This window comes from Flammeovirgaceae bacterium SG7u.111 (assembly GCA_034044135.1).
Classification (GTDB): domain Bacteria; phylum Bacteroidota; class Bacteroidia; order Cytophagales; family Flammeovirgaceae.
Window position 1 is genome coordinate 2,257,672 of the sequence record CP139021.1, and the last position, 16,059, is coordinate 2,273,730.

Genomic DNA, 16,059 nt, shown 5'->3' on the forward strand with positions numbered 1-16,059 from the left:
AATGGTTGATAAAAATTTTAAGGAAAAAAAATAACATAAATCTACAAATCGGTATTTATAAATGTGTTATGTTTGCCCCATGGATTTAGTAGAGATTAGTAAAGCACTATCAAACCAGACTAGAGTCGATATATTGGATTGGCTGAAAGACCCTGAGGCAAACTTTCCCCCTCATCAGGAATTGGGTCATTTTGACTTTGGCGTGTGCCTTGTATTCATCAAGGAGAAGGCTAATCTGTCTCAGTCAACCATATCGCAGTACATGTCCCAGTTGCAAAGCGTTGGTTTTGTGACAGCGACAAGGATAGGGAAATGGACATATTTCAAACGAAATGAAGAAATTATAAAAGAGTATATTGAGCACCTATCCAAGGAACTCTAATTTTTTACCCTAACAAATTGATAATTCTAAATTTATAAATTTGACAAACATGAAAGAAACCATCCAAAACCAAATGTTTCAAGAGATTAGGGGCAAAGAGTTGTTCCAGCAAGCTCAGCAATATTCTTTCGAATACCTAGAAAGCATTTTTGACCGAAATGTTTATCCTACCGAAGAGGCTTTGGCGAATTTGTCAGTTTTTGACGAAAAGCTTCCTCTTGTTTCAAGCAAAGCCGAAACGGTATTGGAGCAGTTAAACCGATTTGGAAGTCCTGCCGCCACAGCGACTTTGGGGGGAAGGTATTTTGGGTTCGTCACAGGAAGTGCTGTTCCGGTAGGGTTGGCTGCAAAAAGTCTGGGGACTTTTTGGGATCAGGCGCCTGCTTTGAATGTCCTTTCCCCCATAGGTAGCAAACTGGAAGCGGTGGTGGAAAAATGGTTGGCGGAAATATTGAACCTGCCTGAAGGTATTTCTGCGGGCTTTGTGAGCGGGACTTCTGCGGCAAATTTCTGTGCCTTGGCTGCAGCTAGGTACCGCATTCTCCAGAAACATAAGTGGGATATCAACCAAAAAGGGTTGAAAAATGCTCCGGATATTAGGATCGTTACGGGTAAACATGCGCATTCCACAATTTTGAAAGCAGTAAGTATGCTGGGCCTAGGGCAAGAAAATATTGAATGGGTAGAAGTTGACGATCAGGGTAGGATTGTTCCTGAAGCAATTCCTGAGTTAGATGAAAATACGCTGTTGATATTACAAGCGGGGAATGTAAACAGCGGGGCATTTGATGATTTTGAGGCCATTTGCCAGAAGGCGAAACAAGCTGGTGCTTGGATCCATATTGATGGAGCATTTGGTTTATGGGCTGGAGCAGTGGAAGAGTTGAAATACCTGACCAAAGGAATTGAATATGCTACATCGTGGGCGGTAGATGGACATAAAACACTGAACACGCCATACGATTGCGGAATTGTGTTGTGTGCAGATAAAGAGGCTATTACTTCTGCGCTACATGCCTCGGGAAGTTACCTGATAGAAAGTAAAGAAAGGGACGGAATGTTTTTTACACCTGATATGTCGAGAAGAGCAAGGATCATAGAACTGTGGGCGATAATGAAATACCTAGGAAAAAGTGGGATAGATGAAATGGTTCTCACCATGGTGCAAAGGGCAAAACAGTTTGCGAGTGAAATAAGCAAAATAAAAGGCTTTTATGTAGAAAATGATGTAGTTTTCAATCAGGTAGTTGTTCGCTGCGATACGGACGAAATAACAGAAAAAGTCTTGCGTACTATTCAGGAATTGCGTGACTGCTGGTTAGGAGGCTCAGTGTGGTTTGGGAAAAAAGTGATGCGGGTAAGTATTTGTTCGTGGGCTACTACTGAAAAGGATATATCTGTGGCTGTAAAATCATTTGAAAAAGCGCTTGGATTGGTAGATGCTAATCAATAATGAGCAATGTTAAATATTGTTGTAAATAAACAAATACAACTTGTTTTTTTAAATGTTTACAATATTATATTGTTATTTTTGACTTTTATTTTTTCATAACTCAATAATAATGGTGAAAAATAACCTGTTGCTGCTGATTTGTTTAATGCTTTTTGCCTGTGAGGATACAGTTAGGTTTGAAGAAGCTCAACCTGCTAGCTCGAAGAACTTGGGAGAAATACCTAAGAAACTTCGGGGAACATACTTTTCACCTTCAGATAGCATGCACCTGACCATCACTGAACATGCAATGGTAAATTGGATGGAGATAGATGGCGTAATGCTCATAGATTCGCTAGATTTAGAACTCGATTCCACCAAGATCGTGAAGCAAACACCTGATTTTACCCAAGTAATAGGAGATAACTATGAGATAAGCCTGAGCTTCTTTTCTCCTGATTCCGTTCGCGTCCATTATTATTTTAAGGATACCTTGTTTGCAATTACCGATCAGCAAGTGTTGAAAAAGTTTAAGGGGAATTATTTTTTGAACTATGAAAGAGGGGAGAACAGTTGGGAGGTTCGGAGGCTGACTTTGAAAAAGGATGAATTGTTGTTTTCAAGGGTAAAACTCCCTGAGGATATCGAGAAGGTGAAAGAAGTAACCGAGCTCCAAGAAGTGACTTCCGACAGTGGAAAAGTAGTTGGGTACAAGCTAAACCCCGGAAGGAAAGAGCTCAAGAAATTAATGAAGAGCAATTTTTTAGAAATTAGCTCGTACAGGAGGTTAGATTGATTGTCCAAGGCGATGTAATCCATTTTCGGCATCACAAAAAGGCGGACGAGATTAAGTCGATCCGCCTTAAAATTAGATACTGAATACTTGGATAGGGCAAGCTTTTTAAGCCGCGCAAGCTTGGTGGGCAATTCCCTTAAACTCCAATAGCGCTTGTTTTAGGTCGTTGATTTGTTCTTCTGTTGGGTCATTGATTTCGAATTTATCTACCGAGCAAATAGACTGGATACTTTCATACTGAAGAATTCGGTTTTTTAAGCCAGAGTCTATACTGATAACAGTATCTAGTGCATTGAAAAGATCTGTATAGGTATGGTTCTCGGGAAGTGATTTGTTGAAGTCCAAGATGGCCATGATGTACTTTTCCAAAGACATAGAAAGCAGATTGTACACGATTTGTGTTCCAAATCGGTTGCTTTTTGCATCAGGCTTCGAAGCTTTAAGGTATTGGTCTCCTTCTTTGAGCCAAAATTCCCATGTCAATGAATTGTTTTCTGTTGTCATTTTTCTTCCTAGTTTATGAATTTAATTTTGATTTCTTCGTTTTCTTGTGTCATGCTGAACTTGCCCTTGAATAGGAGGCTGTACCCATGTTGTTTACTTGTATCTTCCAGCTTTTCTAGCTGCTCAGGGTATTTTTGCTTATCAAATTCCTCGTTCAAAAAACAGATCAAATTATCGTCTTTTTTATCGTCAAACTGAAATAAATAGGTGCCGTATTCTGCAAAAACAAGGTCGTCGTATGCATACATAATATCCAGACCTGTAGCGTCTTGGATAATCGTTCGTACTTTTTCAATGGGTCTGAATTTCATGGCTTTAGAGTAATTGGTAATACATTCGTAGTTGTAAATAAGGGATAGCTTCATCTTCAGTTTGGCATTTCACTAGCTGCATATTTATAGCATCTTCCAGCTCGTATGCATCAAACTCAAAGGTTTCGAGCAATTCTTGCCTGGAGAAACTGTGGCATTCTTTCCTAAACTCATGGCTTCTGGCAAATTTCCTTACGAACCTGATGGCTTTTCCTATTGACATGATTTCGTCCGTTTAGTTGCAGTCAGAGGCGCATGAGCTACAGGCAGAAGGGGAACAACCCGGAACTCCAAAACCTGCATATCTGTTGTAAGGTTCGAGTTGGTTTTCTACGTATAGCTGAATGTTGTCTTCCAGATTTAGACCCTTTGCCTTAAAGACTTTCAGTTCGCTATCGAGAAATAGGCTCAATGAAAAGAAAGACATATTAGGGCTGATGACTGTATGGATTCCTTTAGCTTTTAGCTCTACTGTGAGGTTTCCTGCATTTTTGATCAGCTGATCTATGGAAACCAAGTCACGGGTTTTGGTGGCACAATCGTAAATACATGCCTTGCTCGCATTTCTGAACTCGTCCACTGTTAAGTGGCTGGTATTTTTGTTCTCAACTACGGGAATAATGACTTTCATTTTTGTAATGTTAAAAGGTTGTACCGCTAATAATCATGGAAGTTATGATTTCTAGATAATGTAGTTTCCAAACCTAGTGCCATTGCGATATAATTGTTTTGTAATCAGGATGTTATGGTTAGAGTAGAATACGGGTTTTTTACATTTATGTAAAGAAATAAAGGCGGGAAAAGGCAGGATAGATAAGTTTACTATTTGGAACTTAGTCTTTGAGGAGCTTGAATTTACTTACGTCGATATCATGTTTGGTGATCCGTAGCCCGAGTTTTCGGTTGGAAATACCAAGTTGCTTGGCTGATTTTAAGACATTTCCCTTGGTAGATGCCAACGTCTCAATGATCAATTGTTTTTCTACCTTATCCAATACATTTTCCAAAGTTCCGCTGCGCACAGTTCCCGAAGACTGGGCAGTCTGTAAAGTAGGAGGTAGGTGCTGAGAATCGATTACGCCATCATCGCTTACAATGGCCGCACGTTCTATGCAGTTTTCCAGTTCTCGGATATTTCCAGGCCAATGGTAGATCATCATCATGTCCAAAGCTGCCGATGAGATGCGCTTGATATTGGTCTCATTTTTTTTGTTGCATTTTTGTATAAAATGATCGACCAAGAGCGGCAAATCGTTGATTCTTTCTCGCAAAGGAGGAATATAGATGGGGAATACGTTTAGTCTATAATATAAATCCTCTCTAAAATCATTTGCCTTTATCGCTTTTTCAAGGTTTCTGTTGGTCGCAGCCACTACCCTGACATTGCAGTTTATGGTTTTCCCTCCACCTATTCGTTCAAATTGCTTCTCCTGGAGTACACGGAGTATTTTTACCTGAGACTGAATGGGCAAGTCTCCAATTTCATCGAGGAAAATAGTGCCCCCTTCCGCCAGCTCAAAACGTCCCTTTTTTTGGAAATCGGCTCCAGTAAATGCCCCTCTTTCATGGCCGAATAGTTCGCTTTCTATCAAGCTTTCAGGCAGCGCCGAGCAGTTTACCTTTATAAGAGGCTTCTTTTTGCGGTTGCTTCCATAATGAACCGCATTGGCTACCAGTTCTTTACCCACACCGCTTTCTCCCCGAATAAGCACGGTAGCTTGAGTACGTGAAACCTGTTGGATCAACTTAAAAAGCTCTTTGAGTTTGGATGAGTTTCCAATGATGTTTTCGTAAGCGAAACTGTTTTTAAGCTCATCGCAGAGTTGCCTGTTTTCCTTTCTGAGCCTGGTGAGTTCTTCAATGCTGCGCTGCCTTCTGCGTACCGCTTGGGTAACCATTGTCCCAATTACGCCTAAGATTCTGATTAGCTCTTCTTTATCGAGAAAAGGATCGTGTTTTCTTACGAGGCTCAATGTCCCTGCAATCCGGTCTTTTACTACAATGGGTACACATACAAAAGAAAGGTCCTCTTGGCTTGAAGTTTTACGTATTCGGGTTTTGTTTACAAACCCAGCTGCATCGCTTATTTTTTCAATGAAAATGGCTTCTCCGGTTTTTATTACATTTCCAGTAATACCTTCTCCTATGAGGTATTTGCCTTTCCTTTTTTCTTCGTCGGAAAGACCATAGCCTGCTTCAATATAAATGCTGGAAAGTTCTCGATTTAATACAGATAAAAGCGTGCGCTCAGCAAACATATAGTTGGCTATTAGTTCCATAATAGGATCTAACGCCTTCTTTATATACATGCTGTTGTTTATGATATTACTGATCTCAAACAAGAGAGGAAGTTCTGAATCCCCGTAACATGCTTTGCCAGCCCGTTCGCAGTAAATTCTGTCCATTTGAAAACACAGGTTTATGACTAAAAACAATGAGAGTTTAAAAAGTTAGTCGCATTTTCATATAATAAAACCTAGTTTTTTTATAAAAATAATAAGAGGAACTTTTAAATGCTATTATTTCAACTAAAAAAAGAACGGTAAAATTGTTTTATTCATAATTAACATGTTTCACTTTTTCCCTTTTTGTAAAAAAAGGTTTTTAAAGTTTACATTTTCGTAAAAATAATATTTCTGGAAAAAGTTCGTTTTGGGATATTTTAAATTTCATAAGTCTCACATTAGTTGATAGTTACCCTTCTTTTTCGGGTTTCTCCCGTCCCTCTTCTCTATTTTGGCATATATGCTGATAAGCAAATACTCGAATCATCACTTAAAATTTTTTAGACATGAGAAAAATTGCGATTTACGGAAAAGGAGGAATTGGAAAATCCACTACTACTCAGAATACGGTAGCAGGTTTGGCTGAAATGGGAAAAAACGTCATGGTAGTTGGCTGTGACCCAAAAGCTGATTCAACAAGGTTATTGCTAGGAGGTTTGGCGCAGAAGACGGTGCTAGATACACTTAGGGAAGAAGGTGAGGATGTCGAGTTAGAAGATATCCTAAAACCAGGTTTTGCCAACACAGCTTGTGTAGAGTCTGGAGGTCCTGAGCCAGGTGTTGGTTGTGCCGGTCGTGGAATCATCACCTCCATCAATATGCTGGAGCAACTAGGAGCTTACGAAGATAGCCATGCATTAGACTATGCTTTTTACGATGTATTGGGTGATGTTGTATGTGGAGGGTTTGCCATGCCGATCAGGGATGGAAAAGCGAAAGAAATCTACATTGTAGTTTCGGGTGAGATGATGGCAATGTATGCCGCTAACAATATTTGCAAGGGTATAGTGAAATTTGCTCAGGCAGGGGAAGTTCGCCTTGGTGGGCTTATCTGTAACAGTAGAAATGTTGACAATGAGCGCCAAATGATAGAAGAGCTTGCCAAGAAGCTTGGTACGCAAATGATCCACTTTATACCAAGAGACAACATGGTCCAAAGAGCCGAAATCAACCGTAAGACGGTAATCGATTACGATCCTGCTCATAATCAGGCTGATGAATACAGAGCTTTGGCAAAGAAAATCGATGCTAACGACATGTTCGTTGTGCCAACACCTCTAAAAATAGAAGAATTAGAGACGTTGTTAATTGATTTCGGGATTCTAAACTAAGGAGGAGTAAACTATGCAAATGATCAGAGCAATTGTGCGACCAGACAAAGTAGGTAAAGTAATGAAATCTCTTTTTGAGGCAGGCTATGTGGCAGTTACCAGAATTCCGGTAGCTGGGAGGGGAAAGCAACGAGGGATAAAGGTAGGAGATGTTACTTATGACGAACTCCCCAAAGAACTCTTGATAATAGTGGTGCAAGATGATGACAAGCAATTTGCGATCAACACCATTATAGAATCAGCGAGGACAGGCGAAAAAGGAGCATTTGGAGACGGTAAAATCTTTGTTTCACCAGTAGAAGAGGCATATACTATTAGTCGGGCGTCAAAAGAATTATAACCTAAAAGCAAATTTCTATGAAAATGATAATGGCTATCATCAAGATAGATAAAGTTAATGAAACGAGAAAAGCGCTTTCTGAGGTAGGAATGCCCTCTTATTTTGCTACAGGGCGTGTGTTTGGCCGAGGAAAGGGTGAATGGGACGCCAAGCTGATGGAAGGTGCAAGGCAAAATGTACCAGAGGCTTTGAGCAGGCTTGGTCCTCATCCGGTGCTGAGACCACATAGGATGATCAACCTAGTAGTTTCAGATAAAAAAGTAAAAGCTACGGTAAATGCGATCATAGAAGCCAACCGAACTGGCAACCCTTGCGACGGGAAAATTTTTGTCCTGCCAATGACGGATGCAATTCGGGTAAGAACTGGGGAAACCGGAGAAGTAGTATTGGACTAACAGAATTTAAAAGAAAAAACAATGCCTACAGAAAATACAAATTTTAACGATCCTGAGGAATTAAAGGAGGAGATATTAAAGAAATATCCCCGAAAGGTGGCCAAAAAAAGAGCAAAGTCCATGATCACCAACGATCCTGATCAAATTCAAGAAATACAATCGAACGTACGGACAATTCCGGGCATTATTACCCAAAGGGGCTGTACCTATGCGGGTTGTAAAGGAGTGGTGTTAGGACCTACGCGAGACGTGATCAACCTGACACATGGACCAATTGGTTGTGGTTTTTACAGTTGGCTCACCAGAAGGAACCAGACCAGGCCGCCTTCAGAAGACCCGAACGATAAGTTGAATGGCGAAAACTACATTAGCTATTGTTTCTCTACCGATATGCAGGATGAAAACATCGTGTTTGGAGGAGAGAAAAAGCTGAAAGCTGCCATTATGGAGGCTTACGATCTGTTCAAGCCAAAAGCAATCTCAGTTTTCTCTACTTGCCCTATCGGTCTGATTGGGGATGATGTTCACCAAGTGGCAAAAGAGGCGAAGAAAGAATTGGGTATCAATGTATTTGGGTTTAGCTGCGAGGGTTACCGAGGAGTGAGCCAGTCCGCTGGTCACCACATTGCCAATAACGGCTTGCTTACTCACGTGGTAGGTCGTAACGACGATGGACCAGAAGGTAAGTTCAAAGTTAACCTGTTGGGTGAGTACAACATTGGTGGAGATGCTTTTGTCCTTGAGGAGATGTTCGAAGAGCTGGGAATTACCCTCGTTTCAACCTTTAGTGGTAATTCGACCATCACCAGTTTTGAGCAGGCGCACACGGCTGATCTCAATATGGTTATGTGTCACCGTTCTATCAACTACATTGCTGAAATGATGGAAACCAAGTATGGTATTCCATGGATAAAAGTCAACTTCATAGGGGCGGAAGCTACAGCCAAAGCTCTTCGCAAAATAGGTGAGTACTTTGAAGACAAAGAGCTCATAGACAAAATAGAGCAGTACATCACCAAAAAGCTGGGCGAGGTGAAAGTAGTGGTGGACAAAGCAAAAGCGGTCACCAGTGGAAAGCTAGCCATGCTTTTTGTAGGTGGGTCGAGGGCGCACTCTTATCAAGAGCTGTTTAAAGAGTTGGAAATGGAGACAATCTCTGCCGGCTACGAATTTGCCCACCGAGATGACTACGAAGGACGGGAGGTATTGCCCAACATTAAAATAGATGCCGACAGCCGTAATATCGAGGAACTTCACGTAACCCAAGATACTGAAAAATTCGAGCTAAGAAAATCGGACGATGACAGGGCGAGGCTCGAAAGCAAAGGCTTTAAGTTCTCGAACTACGACGGTATGATGGCGGATATGAAGAAAAATGCTTTTGTTGTGGATGACATCACTCATTGGGAAACAGAGAAGCTAGTCGAATTCTTCAAACCAGCTGTTTTCTGTGCAGGTATCAAGGAAAAATATGCGGTTCAAAAAATGGGTGTTCCATTGAAACAATTACATAGCTACGATTACGGAGGTCCTTACGCAGGCTTTGAAGGAGCTGTCAATTTCTATACAGACATGGAAAGAATAGTCGGTACAAAGATATGGGATTTGATTACCCCTCCGTGGAAAGGTGAGCCTGAAATTGTAGGTACGGTTGGGGTCTAGCTGCCTCAGCAGTTTGAGCCCAATTAGTCTTTATTCTTCATTTTTTAAAAGAAAAAACTATGTTATTACGCCATACAACAAAAGATGTAAAAGAGCGGAAGGCGCTGACGATCAATCCGGCTAAAACATGCCAGCCGATAGGTGCCATGTATGCAGCATTGGGCATTCACGGATGCCTTCCGCATAGCCATGGTTCGCAAGGTTGCTGCTCGTATCACCGAAGCACTTTGTCGCGCCACTATAAAGAGCCAGTAATGGCAGGGACGAGCTCGTTTACAGAGGGTTCTTCTGTATTTGGAGGGCAGGCAAACCTCTTGCAGTCCATCAATAATATCTTTGAGGTTTACGAACCAGATATTATTGCCGTACACACTACTTGTTTGTCTGAAACCATCGGCGACGATTTGGTTCAGATCATTGAAAAAGCGAGAGATGATGGTAAAATCCCTTTTGGAAAATACGTGATCCATTGCAACACACCAAGTTATGTTGGTTCTCACGTAACTGGCTATGCCAATATGGTAAAAGGGATAGTGAAAGGATTTGCCGAATCGAGCGGAGAAAAGAGTAAAAAGCTCAATATCATTGCTGGCTGGGTGGAGCCTTCAGATATGCGCGAGATAAAACGCATCTGCAAAATGATGGGAGTAGAGGTCATCATGTTCCCCGATACTTCCGATGTAATGGATGCTCCGCAAATTGGAACGCACGAGTTTTACCCAAGGGGCGGTGCAACAATTACCGACCTGATCTCTGTTGGTAACAGCAAACATTCCTTAGCATTGGGAGAATGGGCTACCAAAGATGCTGCTGTTGAGTTGGATAACAGATGTAAAGTGAATTTCAGTGTTGGAGAACTTCCTATCGGCTTAAAAGCAACTGACCGATTTATTCAAGCACTTGCAAAATATGGAGAAGTGAAAGTTCCGACTGAGGTAAACGATGAACGTGGTCGTTTGCTCGATGTCATCACCGATATGCATCAATATTTACATGGAAAACGAGTTGCTTTGTGGGGCGACCCAGATCACCTTATTCCCATGGCGGAATTCCTTGCCGACTTGGACATGAAGCCTGTGTACATCGTGAGCGGTTCAAATGGAAAAGAGTTTAAGGCAAAGATTGAAAAAGCATTGGATGGTAGAGTACCTGAGGCAAAGATCAAAAACGGGGCACAAGCGGATATGTTCCTGATGCACCAGTGGATAAAGGAAGAACCTGTGGATTTGCTCATTGGTAACACTTATGGAAAGTATATCGCTAGGGATGAAAATACGCCTTTTGTGAGGATGGGCTTCCCTATTCTCGACAGGATTGGCCATAGCTATTTCCCAGTGGTAGGCTACATGGGCGGCATCAGGTTGCTCGAGAAAATCTTGAATGCTTTTATGGACAAGCAAGATGCTGAAAGCCCAGAAGAGTCATTTGAACTGGTTATGTAACACACCGTTTTAGTGCGCATGCGATTGATTGAATTATAATTGGTTGTTGTAATTTGAATGCTATCAGAAGCCCAGCCTTCGGGCTGGGGGACTGTAGTTAAACCTCGGAGTCAATGAAAATACTGAAAGATAGAACCGGACAGATAGTTACCAAAGGAAAAGATGAACGCGAGCTTGCGTGTGACAAGGCTAGCTTAGCTGGTTCGGTAAGTCAGCGGGCATGTGTTTTTTGTGGTTCAAGGGTGGTTTTGTATCCTATTGCCGATGCCCTTCACCTCATCCATGGACCAGTGGGTTGCGCTTCCTATACTTGGGACATCCGTGGGGCTTTGTCTTCAGGGCCGCAATTGCATCGCTTAAGCTTTTCCACTGATCTGAAAGAACAACAAGTGGTGTTTGGGGGTGAGAAAATATTGACATCTGCCTTGGTGGAGCTAGTCAATGAATACAAACCGAAGGCTGCTTTTGTCTATTCTACCTGTATAGTGGGGCTAATAGGCGACGATGTGGAAGCGGTTTGTCGGCAAGTAGGCAAAGAGACGGGAATTGATGTGATTCCTGTGCAAGCACCAGGTTTTGCCGGAACCAAAAAAGACGGTTACAAAGTAGCATGTGATGCGCTGATGAGGTTGGTAGGAACCAAAGGAAGTGAAGAAACTATTCCAAACAGCATCAATATCATTGGGGATTTCAACCTAGCGGGAGAGTTATATCTCCTCCGCGATTACTATGAAAAAATGGGTGTCAAAATCGTCTCGACCATTACGGGAGACGGCAGGGTAGATGATATCCGACAGTCGCACAAAGCGGCGCTGAATATCGTCCAATGTTCGGGTTCGATGAGTAATTTGGCCATGCAGATGGAACAAAAATACAAAGTGCCTTACATGAGGGTTTCCTATTTCGGAATTGAAGACATGTCGGGTGCATTGTACGAGGTGGCTCGCTTTTTTGAAAACGAATCTATGATGAACAAGGCAATTGAACTTGTTCGCACCGAAGTAAGTGACTTGATCCCAAAACTTGGCAAATACAAAGAGACATTGGAAGGGAAAAGAGCTGCGATTTATGTAGGTGGCGCTTTCAAAGCTATTTCACTCATCAAAGCACTGCGCATGATCGGGGTACAAACGGTAGTAGTAGGATCTCAGACGGGTAACAAAGAAGATTACAAGATTATGAAGGAGATCAGTGACGAGGGAACGATCCTGGTAGACGATACCAACCCTTTGGAACTTACCCAATTTGTGAAGGAAACGAAAGCCGATATCCTGATAGGAGGAGTGAAAGAACGCCCAATTGCCTACAAACTTGGAATTGGGTTTTGCGACCATAACCATGAACGAAAACTAGCACTTGCAGGATATGAAGGGATGCTCAATTTCGCCAAGGAAATTTACGCCACGGCCATGAGTCCCGTTTTTCAATTTACTAAAAGCTGAAGTTATGAAAGACATCAAACCAAAAGCATTTGTAGCGACAAGGAATGCCTGTAAACTCTGCACACCTCTGGGGGCAAGTGTGGTTTTTAAGGGTGTGGAAGGTTGTGTCCCACTTATTCACGGCTCGCAGGGTTGCGCTACGTACATTCGTCGCTATTTGATCAGCCATTACAAAGAACCAGTCGATATTGCATCGACAAACTTTACTGAACAGTCGGCTATTTTCGGAGGACAGCAAAATTTGTTTGTTGCCCTTAACAATATAATAAATCAATATGATCCGAAGGTGATCGGGATTGCCACCACCTGTCTGAGTGAGACTATAGGCGACGACATGCAGGTCATTCTTCATAAATATAAGAACTCGAAAAGTGGCGAGGATTTGCCAGAGTTGGTATATGTGAACACGCCAAGCTTTAAAGGAACGCATGCCAATGGTTTCCACGATGCTGTAGCGGCTTTGGTCAGGCAATTCGCCCCTTTGTCAGAAGCCTCGCAAACTACTCAAAAAATTACTTTTTTGCCGGGCTATCTGTCCACCGCAGATTTGCGGGTGCTGAAAGAAATATTGGTCGAGCTTAAGTTGGAAAACATCTTCTTGCCCGACTATTCTAACACCTTGGATTACGAGTACAATGGCAAATACATGCGCATTCCCGAAGGTGGCACAACAGTAGACGAGATCAAAGAGACAGGATCTTCACGTGCGACGATAGAGCTCGGATATATTTTGAGCGGTTCTGATACGAAGGCAAAATCAGCGGGGGAATATTTGGAAGAAGAGCATTCGGTTCCGAGGTTCAATTTGGGCTTGCCCATTGGCATAAACGCTACCGACGAGATGTTTGAAACCCTTGAAAAGCTAAGTGGAAACCCCATGCCAGAACGCTACAAAAAGCAGCGAGGAAGGTTGGTAGATGCCTATGTGGATGGTCATAAATATGTGTTTGGAAAAAGGGCAGTGGTGTACGGAGAGGAAGATTTTGTGGTGGGAATGGTCAAGTTTCTGGAAGAAATTGGCATAGAAACCGTGCTTTGTGCGTCGGGTGGGGGAAGTGGTTTGCTAAAGCAAACTATTTACGAAAAAGTAAAACCTAGTAATGACATCATCGTTCACGATAATTTTGATTACGAAGACATTGCTTCAAGCTGCCGCGAGCTGAAACCTGATATCATGATTGGGAATAGCAAAGGGTATTACATCGCACGGGAGTTGGATATTCCACTGGTCAGGATCGGCTTCCCGGTGCATGACCGAATTGGAGGGCAGCGGATCAAACATGTGAGTTATGAGGGTACGCAGGAATTGTTCGACAAGATGGCAAATGCTCTTATCCAATACACGCAAGACAATTCTCCAGTAGGGTACAAATATATGTGAGGAAAGAACGAGGAGCTTGGGCATGATTGCCAATTTTCAGAAGATTAAAACTCAATGCATTAACCATGGAAAAAGTAGAAGAAAAATCGGGTCTTCACCCTTGTTTCGATATAAAAGCAAAATTCAAATATGCTCGGATTCATTTGCCCGTTGCCCCCAAATGTAATGTGCAATGTAGCTACTGCAATAGGAAATATGATTGTGTGAACGAGAGCAGGCCGGGCGTGACAAGCTCTGTTTTGGCACCTTTTCAAGCGGTGAATTATTTGCGTGTCATTTCTCAAAAGATCAAAAATATTTCCACCATAGGAATAGCAGGTCCTGGAGATGCTTTTGCCCAGCCAGAAAAGACTATGGAAACCATCAAGCTTATTCGCAAAGAGTTTCCCGATAAAATCTTTTGTTTGTCTTCCAATGGGGTGAACGTAGCGCCGTATGTAGAGGAGCTGAAAGAAAATAATGTGACCCACGTAACTCTTACCATCAACAGTTTTAGACTGGACACGCTCAAGGTGATCTACAAATGGGTGCGGTTTGGCAAAAAGGTGTACCGAGGGGAAATGGCAGCGCTTACGGTACTGGAGCAACAAACGCTTAGCCTCACCGCTTTGGTGGAGGCGGGGATTACCGTAAAAGTCAATTCGATTATTATTCCGGGAGTAAATGACGATGAGATGGACGAGATTGCCGCGCGGGTAGCTGAACTTGGTGCTGCGACCATGAACTGTATTCCACTCATTCCCACCGAGGGCAGCGACATGGCCGATTATCCCAAACCAACTCGGGAGTCTGTGAGGGAAATTGTGAAAACGGTAGGTAAGCATATTAAGCCAATGACGCATTGTGCTAGGTGTAGGGCGGATGCTGCTGGCATGCTCGGCAGAGATGATAAATCTGCCTACAAATTGATAGACCAGTGCGCAAGCTCAATGTTTCCCGTAAGCGTTCAAAAAGATCGTCCGTATGTGGCGGTGGCTAGCTACGAAGGGCTCATGATCAACAAGCACCTTGGCGAAGCAACCGACCTGATGATTTTCAAGCAAACGAAAACGGGTTATGAGTTGGTGGAAAACAGAAAAACACCTCAGAAAGGTGAGCGAGACATCCGCTGGGTGAGGTTGGCGAAAGTATTGGAAGACTGCGCTTATTTGTTGGTGAATGGAGTGGGAGGAAGACCTGTTGAAGTACTTCACAATCTCGATATTGCTGTGGTGGAAATGTCTGGTTTGATCACAGATGGTTTGGATGCAGTTTACAAAGGAAAAAAATTAAAATCAGTAATAAAAACCCAACTCACCAAGTGCGGCGATAGCTGCGGAGGCAATGGCTCGGGTTGTGGCTGAAAAACGCGTTTCAGGCGGTTCGCTGCTGCGAGTGCTAGTTATAGGTTACTGGTTTTGTAAAAAGTGATCTATGAAGGAAACGTCTCATGTTACTGATTTTTAATTCAGGGGAAATAAAAACGAAAACTTTAAAATGAATGAAATCACGACAATTCTATCATGGGCTAAATGATTACATCAGTGTTTCTTTTTTATGAGAAATCATCTTTTCCCTTATGCTTCACTGTCAATTTATCTAGCAACAAAAAAACTAGTAACCAGCAACTTTTCTTCGAATAAGAAATAGTGTATTAAAAGAAGCTAAATATGAAAGTGGCAATTTGTACTTCAGATGGATCCAATGTGGATCTGCACTTTGGCAAGACGAAAGTCTTCTACATTTTTGAATTTTCTAAAGGGAAAAAGAAGTTGGTTGAAAAGCGGAAGGTGGATAGTTATTGTACCACTGCCAAAAGCCCCGCAGGGCTCAGCCAGCATCCTTTTAGAAAAGAAAAGCTTGATGCGGTTTACGATGTAATCAAGGATTGCAAACAGCTAGTCACCGCTTCTATAGGTGAAACCCCGAAAGGGAAACTGGAAGAAAAGGGGATGGCTGTAACGATTTGTATATGCCCCATCAGTCGGGTTTAATAGGAATAGGTTCAATTTTTTAACTCATTATTTTTTGTCATGAAAAAACCAGATTTACACATTTTGATTTGTAACTCGTACCGAGTTGCTGGTGAAGCCCAAGGCAAGTGTAACAAAAAAGGGGCAACAGATTTGTTGCAATACATCGCTGAAGAATGCTCGGACAGGGGGCTAGATGTAGCTGTGTCAACCACTGCCTGCCTCAATGTTTGTACCCAAGGACCAGTAATGGTAGTTCACCCCCGAAACGAATGGTACGGTGGGGTAAATAGTGAAGAAGTGATCGACGATATTTTGGATTCGATAGAAGAAGGGGAAACCTGCGATAAATATTTGATTTCAGAATAAACGTGATGTGCCGATTACTTGAAGTGCTGATATAC

17 protein-coding genes and 1 pseudogene are annotated in these 16,059 nt (G+C 42.3%); 13 read left to right on the forward strand and 5 right to left on the reverse strand.

Annotated features, from left to right (window positions below; translation table 11 throughout):
- Window positions 1-79 precede the first annotated feature (79 nt).
- From R9C00_08885 to R9C00_08895, 3 genes are all read left to right on the forward strand, one after another.
- Entirely contained in the window at window positions 80-382 is a 303-nt protein-coding gene (locus R9C00_08885) for a helix-turn-helix transcriptional regulator (protein WPO37563.1), read from the forward strand.
- Between the two features lie 49 nt (window positions 383-431).
- Window positions 432-1,835 carry an aminotransferase class V-fold PLP-dependent enzyme gene (locus R9C00_08890; protein WPO37564.1) on the forward strand — a complete coding sequence of 468 codons (1,404 nt, stop codon included), beginning with the start codon at window positions 432-434 and terminating at the stop codon, window positions 1,833-1,835.
- A 109-nt stretch (window positions 1,836-1,944) separates the two neighbouring features.
- A complete protein-coding gene (locus R9C00_08895) occupies window positions 1,945-2,610 on the forward strand; it encodes a hypothetical protein (GenBank protein ID WPO37565.1) in 666 nt (221 codons plus the stop codon).
- A gap of 105 nt (window positions 2,611-2,715) precedes the next feature.
- Here R9C00_08895 and R9C00_08900 read toward each other — a convergent pair whose 3' ends face one another.
- The 5 genes from R9C00_08900 to R9C00_08920 all read right to left on the reverse strand — a co-directional run bounded on the left by R9C00_08900 (window position 2,716) and on the right by R9C00_08920 (window position 5,830).
- A complete protein-coding gene (locus tag R9C00_08900) occupies window positions 2,716-3,114 on the reverse strand; it encodes a hypothetical protein (protein WPO37566.1) in 399 nt (132 codons plus the stop codon).
- An 8-nt stretch (window positions 3,115-3,122) separates the two neighbouring features.
- Window positions 3,123-3,425 (reverse strand): hypothetical protein, encoded by a 303-nt coding sequence (locus R9C00_08905; protein ID WPO37567.1) that lies wholly within the window; start codon window positions 3,423-3,425, stop codon window positions 3,123-3,125.
- 4 nt (window positions 3,426-3,429) lie between these two features.
- On the reverse strand, window positions 3,430-3,648 hold the full coding sequence (locus R9C00_08910) for a hypothetical protein (GenBank protein WPO37568.1): 219 nt from the start codon (window positions 3,646-3,648) through the stop codon (window positions 3,430-3,432).
- 12 nt (window positions 3,649-3,660) lie between these two features.
- A complete protein-coding gene (locus R9C00_08915) occupies window positions 3,661-4,056 on the reverse strand; it encodes a hypothetical protein (GenBank protein WPO37569.1) in 396 nt (131 codons plus the stop codon).
- Window positions 4,057-4,258: 202 nt separating this feature from the next.
- Window positions 4,259-5,830 carry a sigma 54-interacting transcriptional regulator gene (locus R9C00_08920; protein WPO37570.1) on the reverse strand — a complete coding sequence of 524 codons (1,572 nt, stop codon included), beginning with the start codon at window positions 5,828-5,830 and terminating at the stop codon, window positions 4,259-4,261.
- Window positions 5,831-6,216: 386 nt separating this feature from the next.
- Here R9C00_08920 and nifH point away from each other — a divergent pair, with 386 nt between their 5' ends.
- The 10 genes and pseudogenes from nifH to R9C00_08970 all read left to right on the forward strand — a co-directional run bounded on the left by nifH (window position 6,217) and on the right by R9C00_08970 (window position 16,024).
- Window positions 6,217-7,041 (forward strand): nitrogenase iron protein, encoded by an 825-nt coding sequence (nifH, locus tag R9C00_08925; GenBank protein ID WPO37571.1) that lies wholly within the window; start codon window positions 6,217-6,219, stop codon window positions 7,039-7,041.
- Between the two features lie 13 nt (window positions 7,042-7,054).
- On the forward strand, window positions 7,055-7,381 hold the full coding sequence (locus R9C00_08930; protein ID WPO37572.1) for a P-II family nitrogen regulator: 327 nt from the start codon (window positions 7,055-7,057) through the stop codon (window positions 7,379-7,381).
- Window positions 7,382-7,398: 17 nt separating this feature from the next.
- The gene (locus R9C00_08935) at window positions 7,399-7,776 is read left to right on the forward strand and encodes a P-II family nitrogen regulator (protein WPO37573.1); all 378 of its coding nucleotides are present in this window, start codon (window positions 7,399-7,401) and stop codon (window positions 7,774-7,776) included.
- Between the two features lie 21 nt (window positions 7,777-7,797).
- On the forward strand, window positions 7,798-9,438 hold the full coding sequence (locus R9C00_08940; GenBank protein WPO37574.1) for a nitrogenase component I subunit alpha: 1,641 nt from the start codon (window positions 7,798-7,800) through the stop codon (window positions 9,436-9,438).
- Between the two features lie 59 nt (window positions 9,439-9,497).
- The gene (gene nifK, locus R9C00_08945; protein ID WPO37575.1) at window positions 9,498-10,880 is read left to right on the forward strand and encodes a nitrogenase molybdenum-iron protein subunit beta; all 1,383 of its coding nucleotides are present in this window, start codon (window positions 9,498-9,500) and stop codon (window positions 10,878-10,880) included.
- Window positions 10,881-10,993: 113 nt separating this feature from the next.
- Entirely contained in the window at window positions 10,994-12,322 is a 1,329-nt protein-coding gene (nifE, locus tag R9C00_08950; GenBank protein ID WPO37576.1) for a nitrogenase iron-molybdenum cofactor biosynthesis protein NifE, read from the forward strand.
- 4 nt (window positions 12,323-12,326) lie between these two features.
- On the forward strand, window positions 12,327-13,703 hold the full coding sequence (locus R9C00_08955) for a nitrogenase component 1 (GenBank protein WPO37577.1): 1,377 nt from the start codon (window positions 12,327-12,329) through the stop codon (window positions 13,701-13,703).
- 65 nt (window positions 13,704-13,768) lie between these two features.
- Window positions 13,769-15,046 carry a radical SAM protein gene (locus R9C00_08960; GenBank protein ID WPO37578.1) on the forward strand — a complete coding sequence of 426 codons (1,278 nt, stop codon included), beginning with the start codon at window positions 13,769-13,771 and terminating at the stop codon, window positions 15,044-15,046.
- Between the two features lie 306 nt (window positions 15,047-15,352).
- On the forward strand, window positions 15,353-15,676 hold the full coding sequence (locus tag R9C00_08965) for a NifB/NifX family molybdenum-iron cluster-binding protein (protein WPO37579.1): 324 nt from the start codon (window positions 15,353-15,355) through the stop codon (window positions 15,674-15,676).
- A gap of 30 nt (window positions 15,677-15,706) precedes the next feature.
- Window positions 15,707-16,024 (forward strand): annotated as a pseudogene (locus tag R9C00_08970) ((2Fe-2S) ferredoxin domain-containing protein).
- Window positions 16,025-16,059 lie beyond the last annotated feature (35 nt).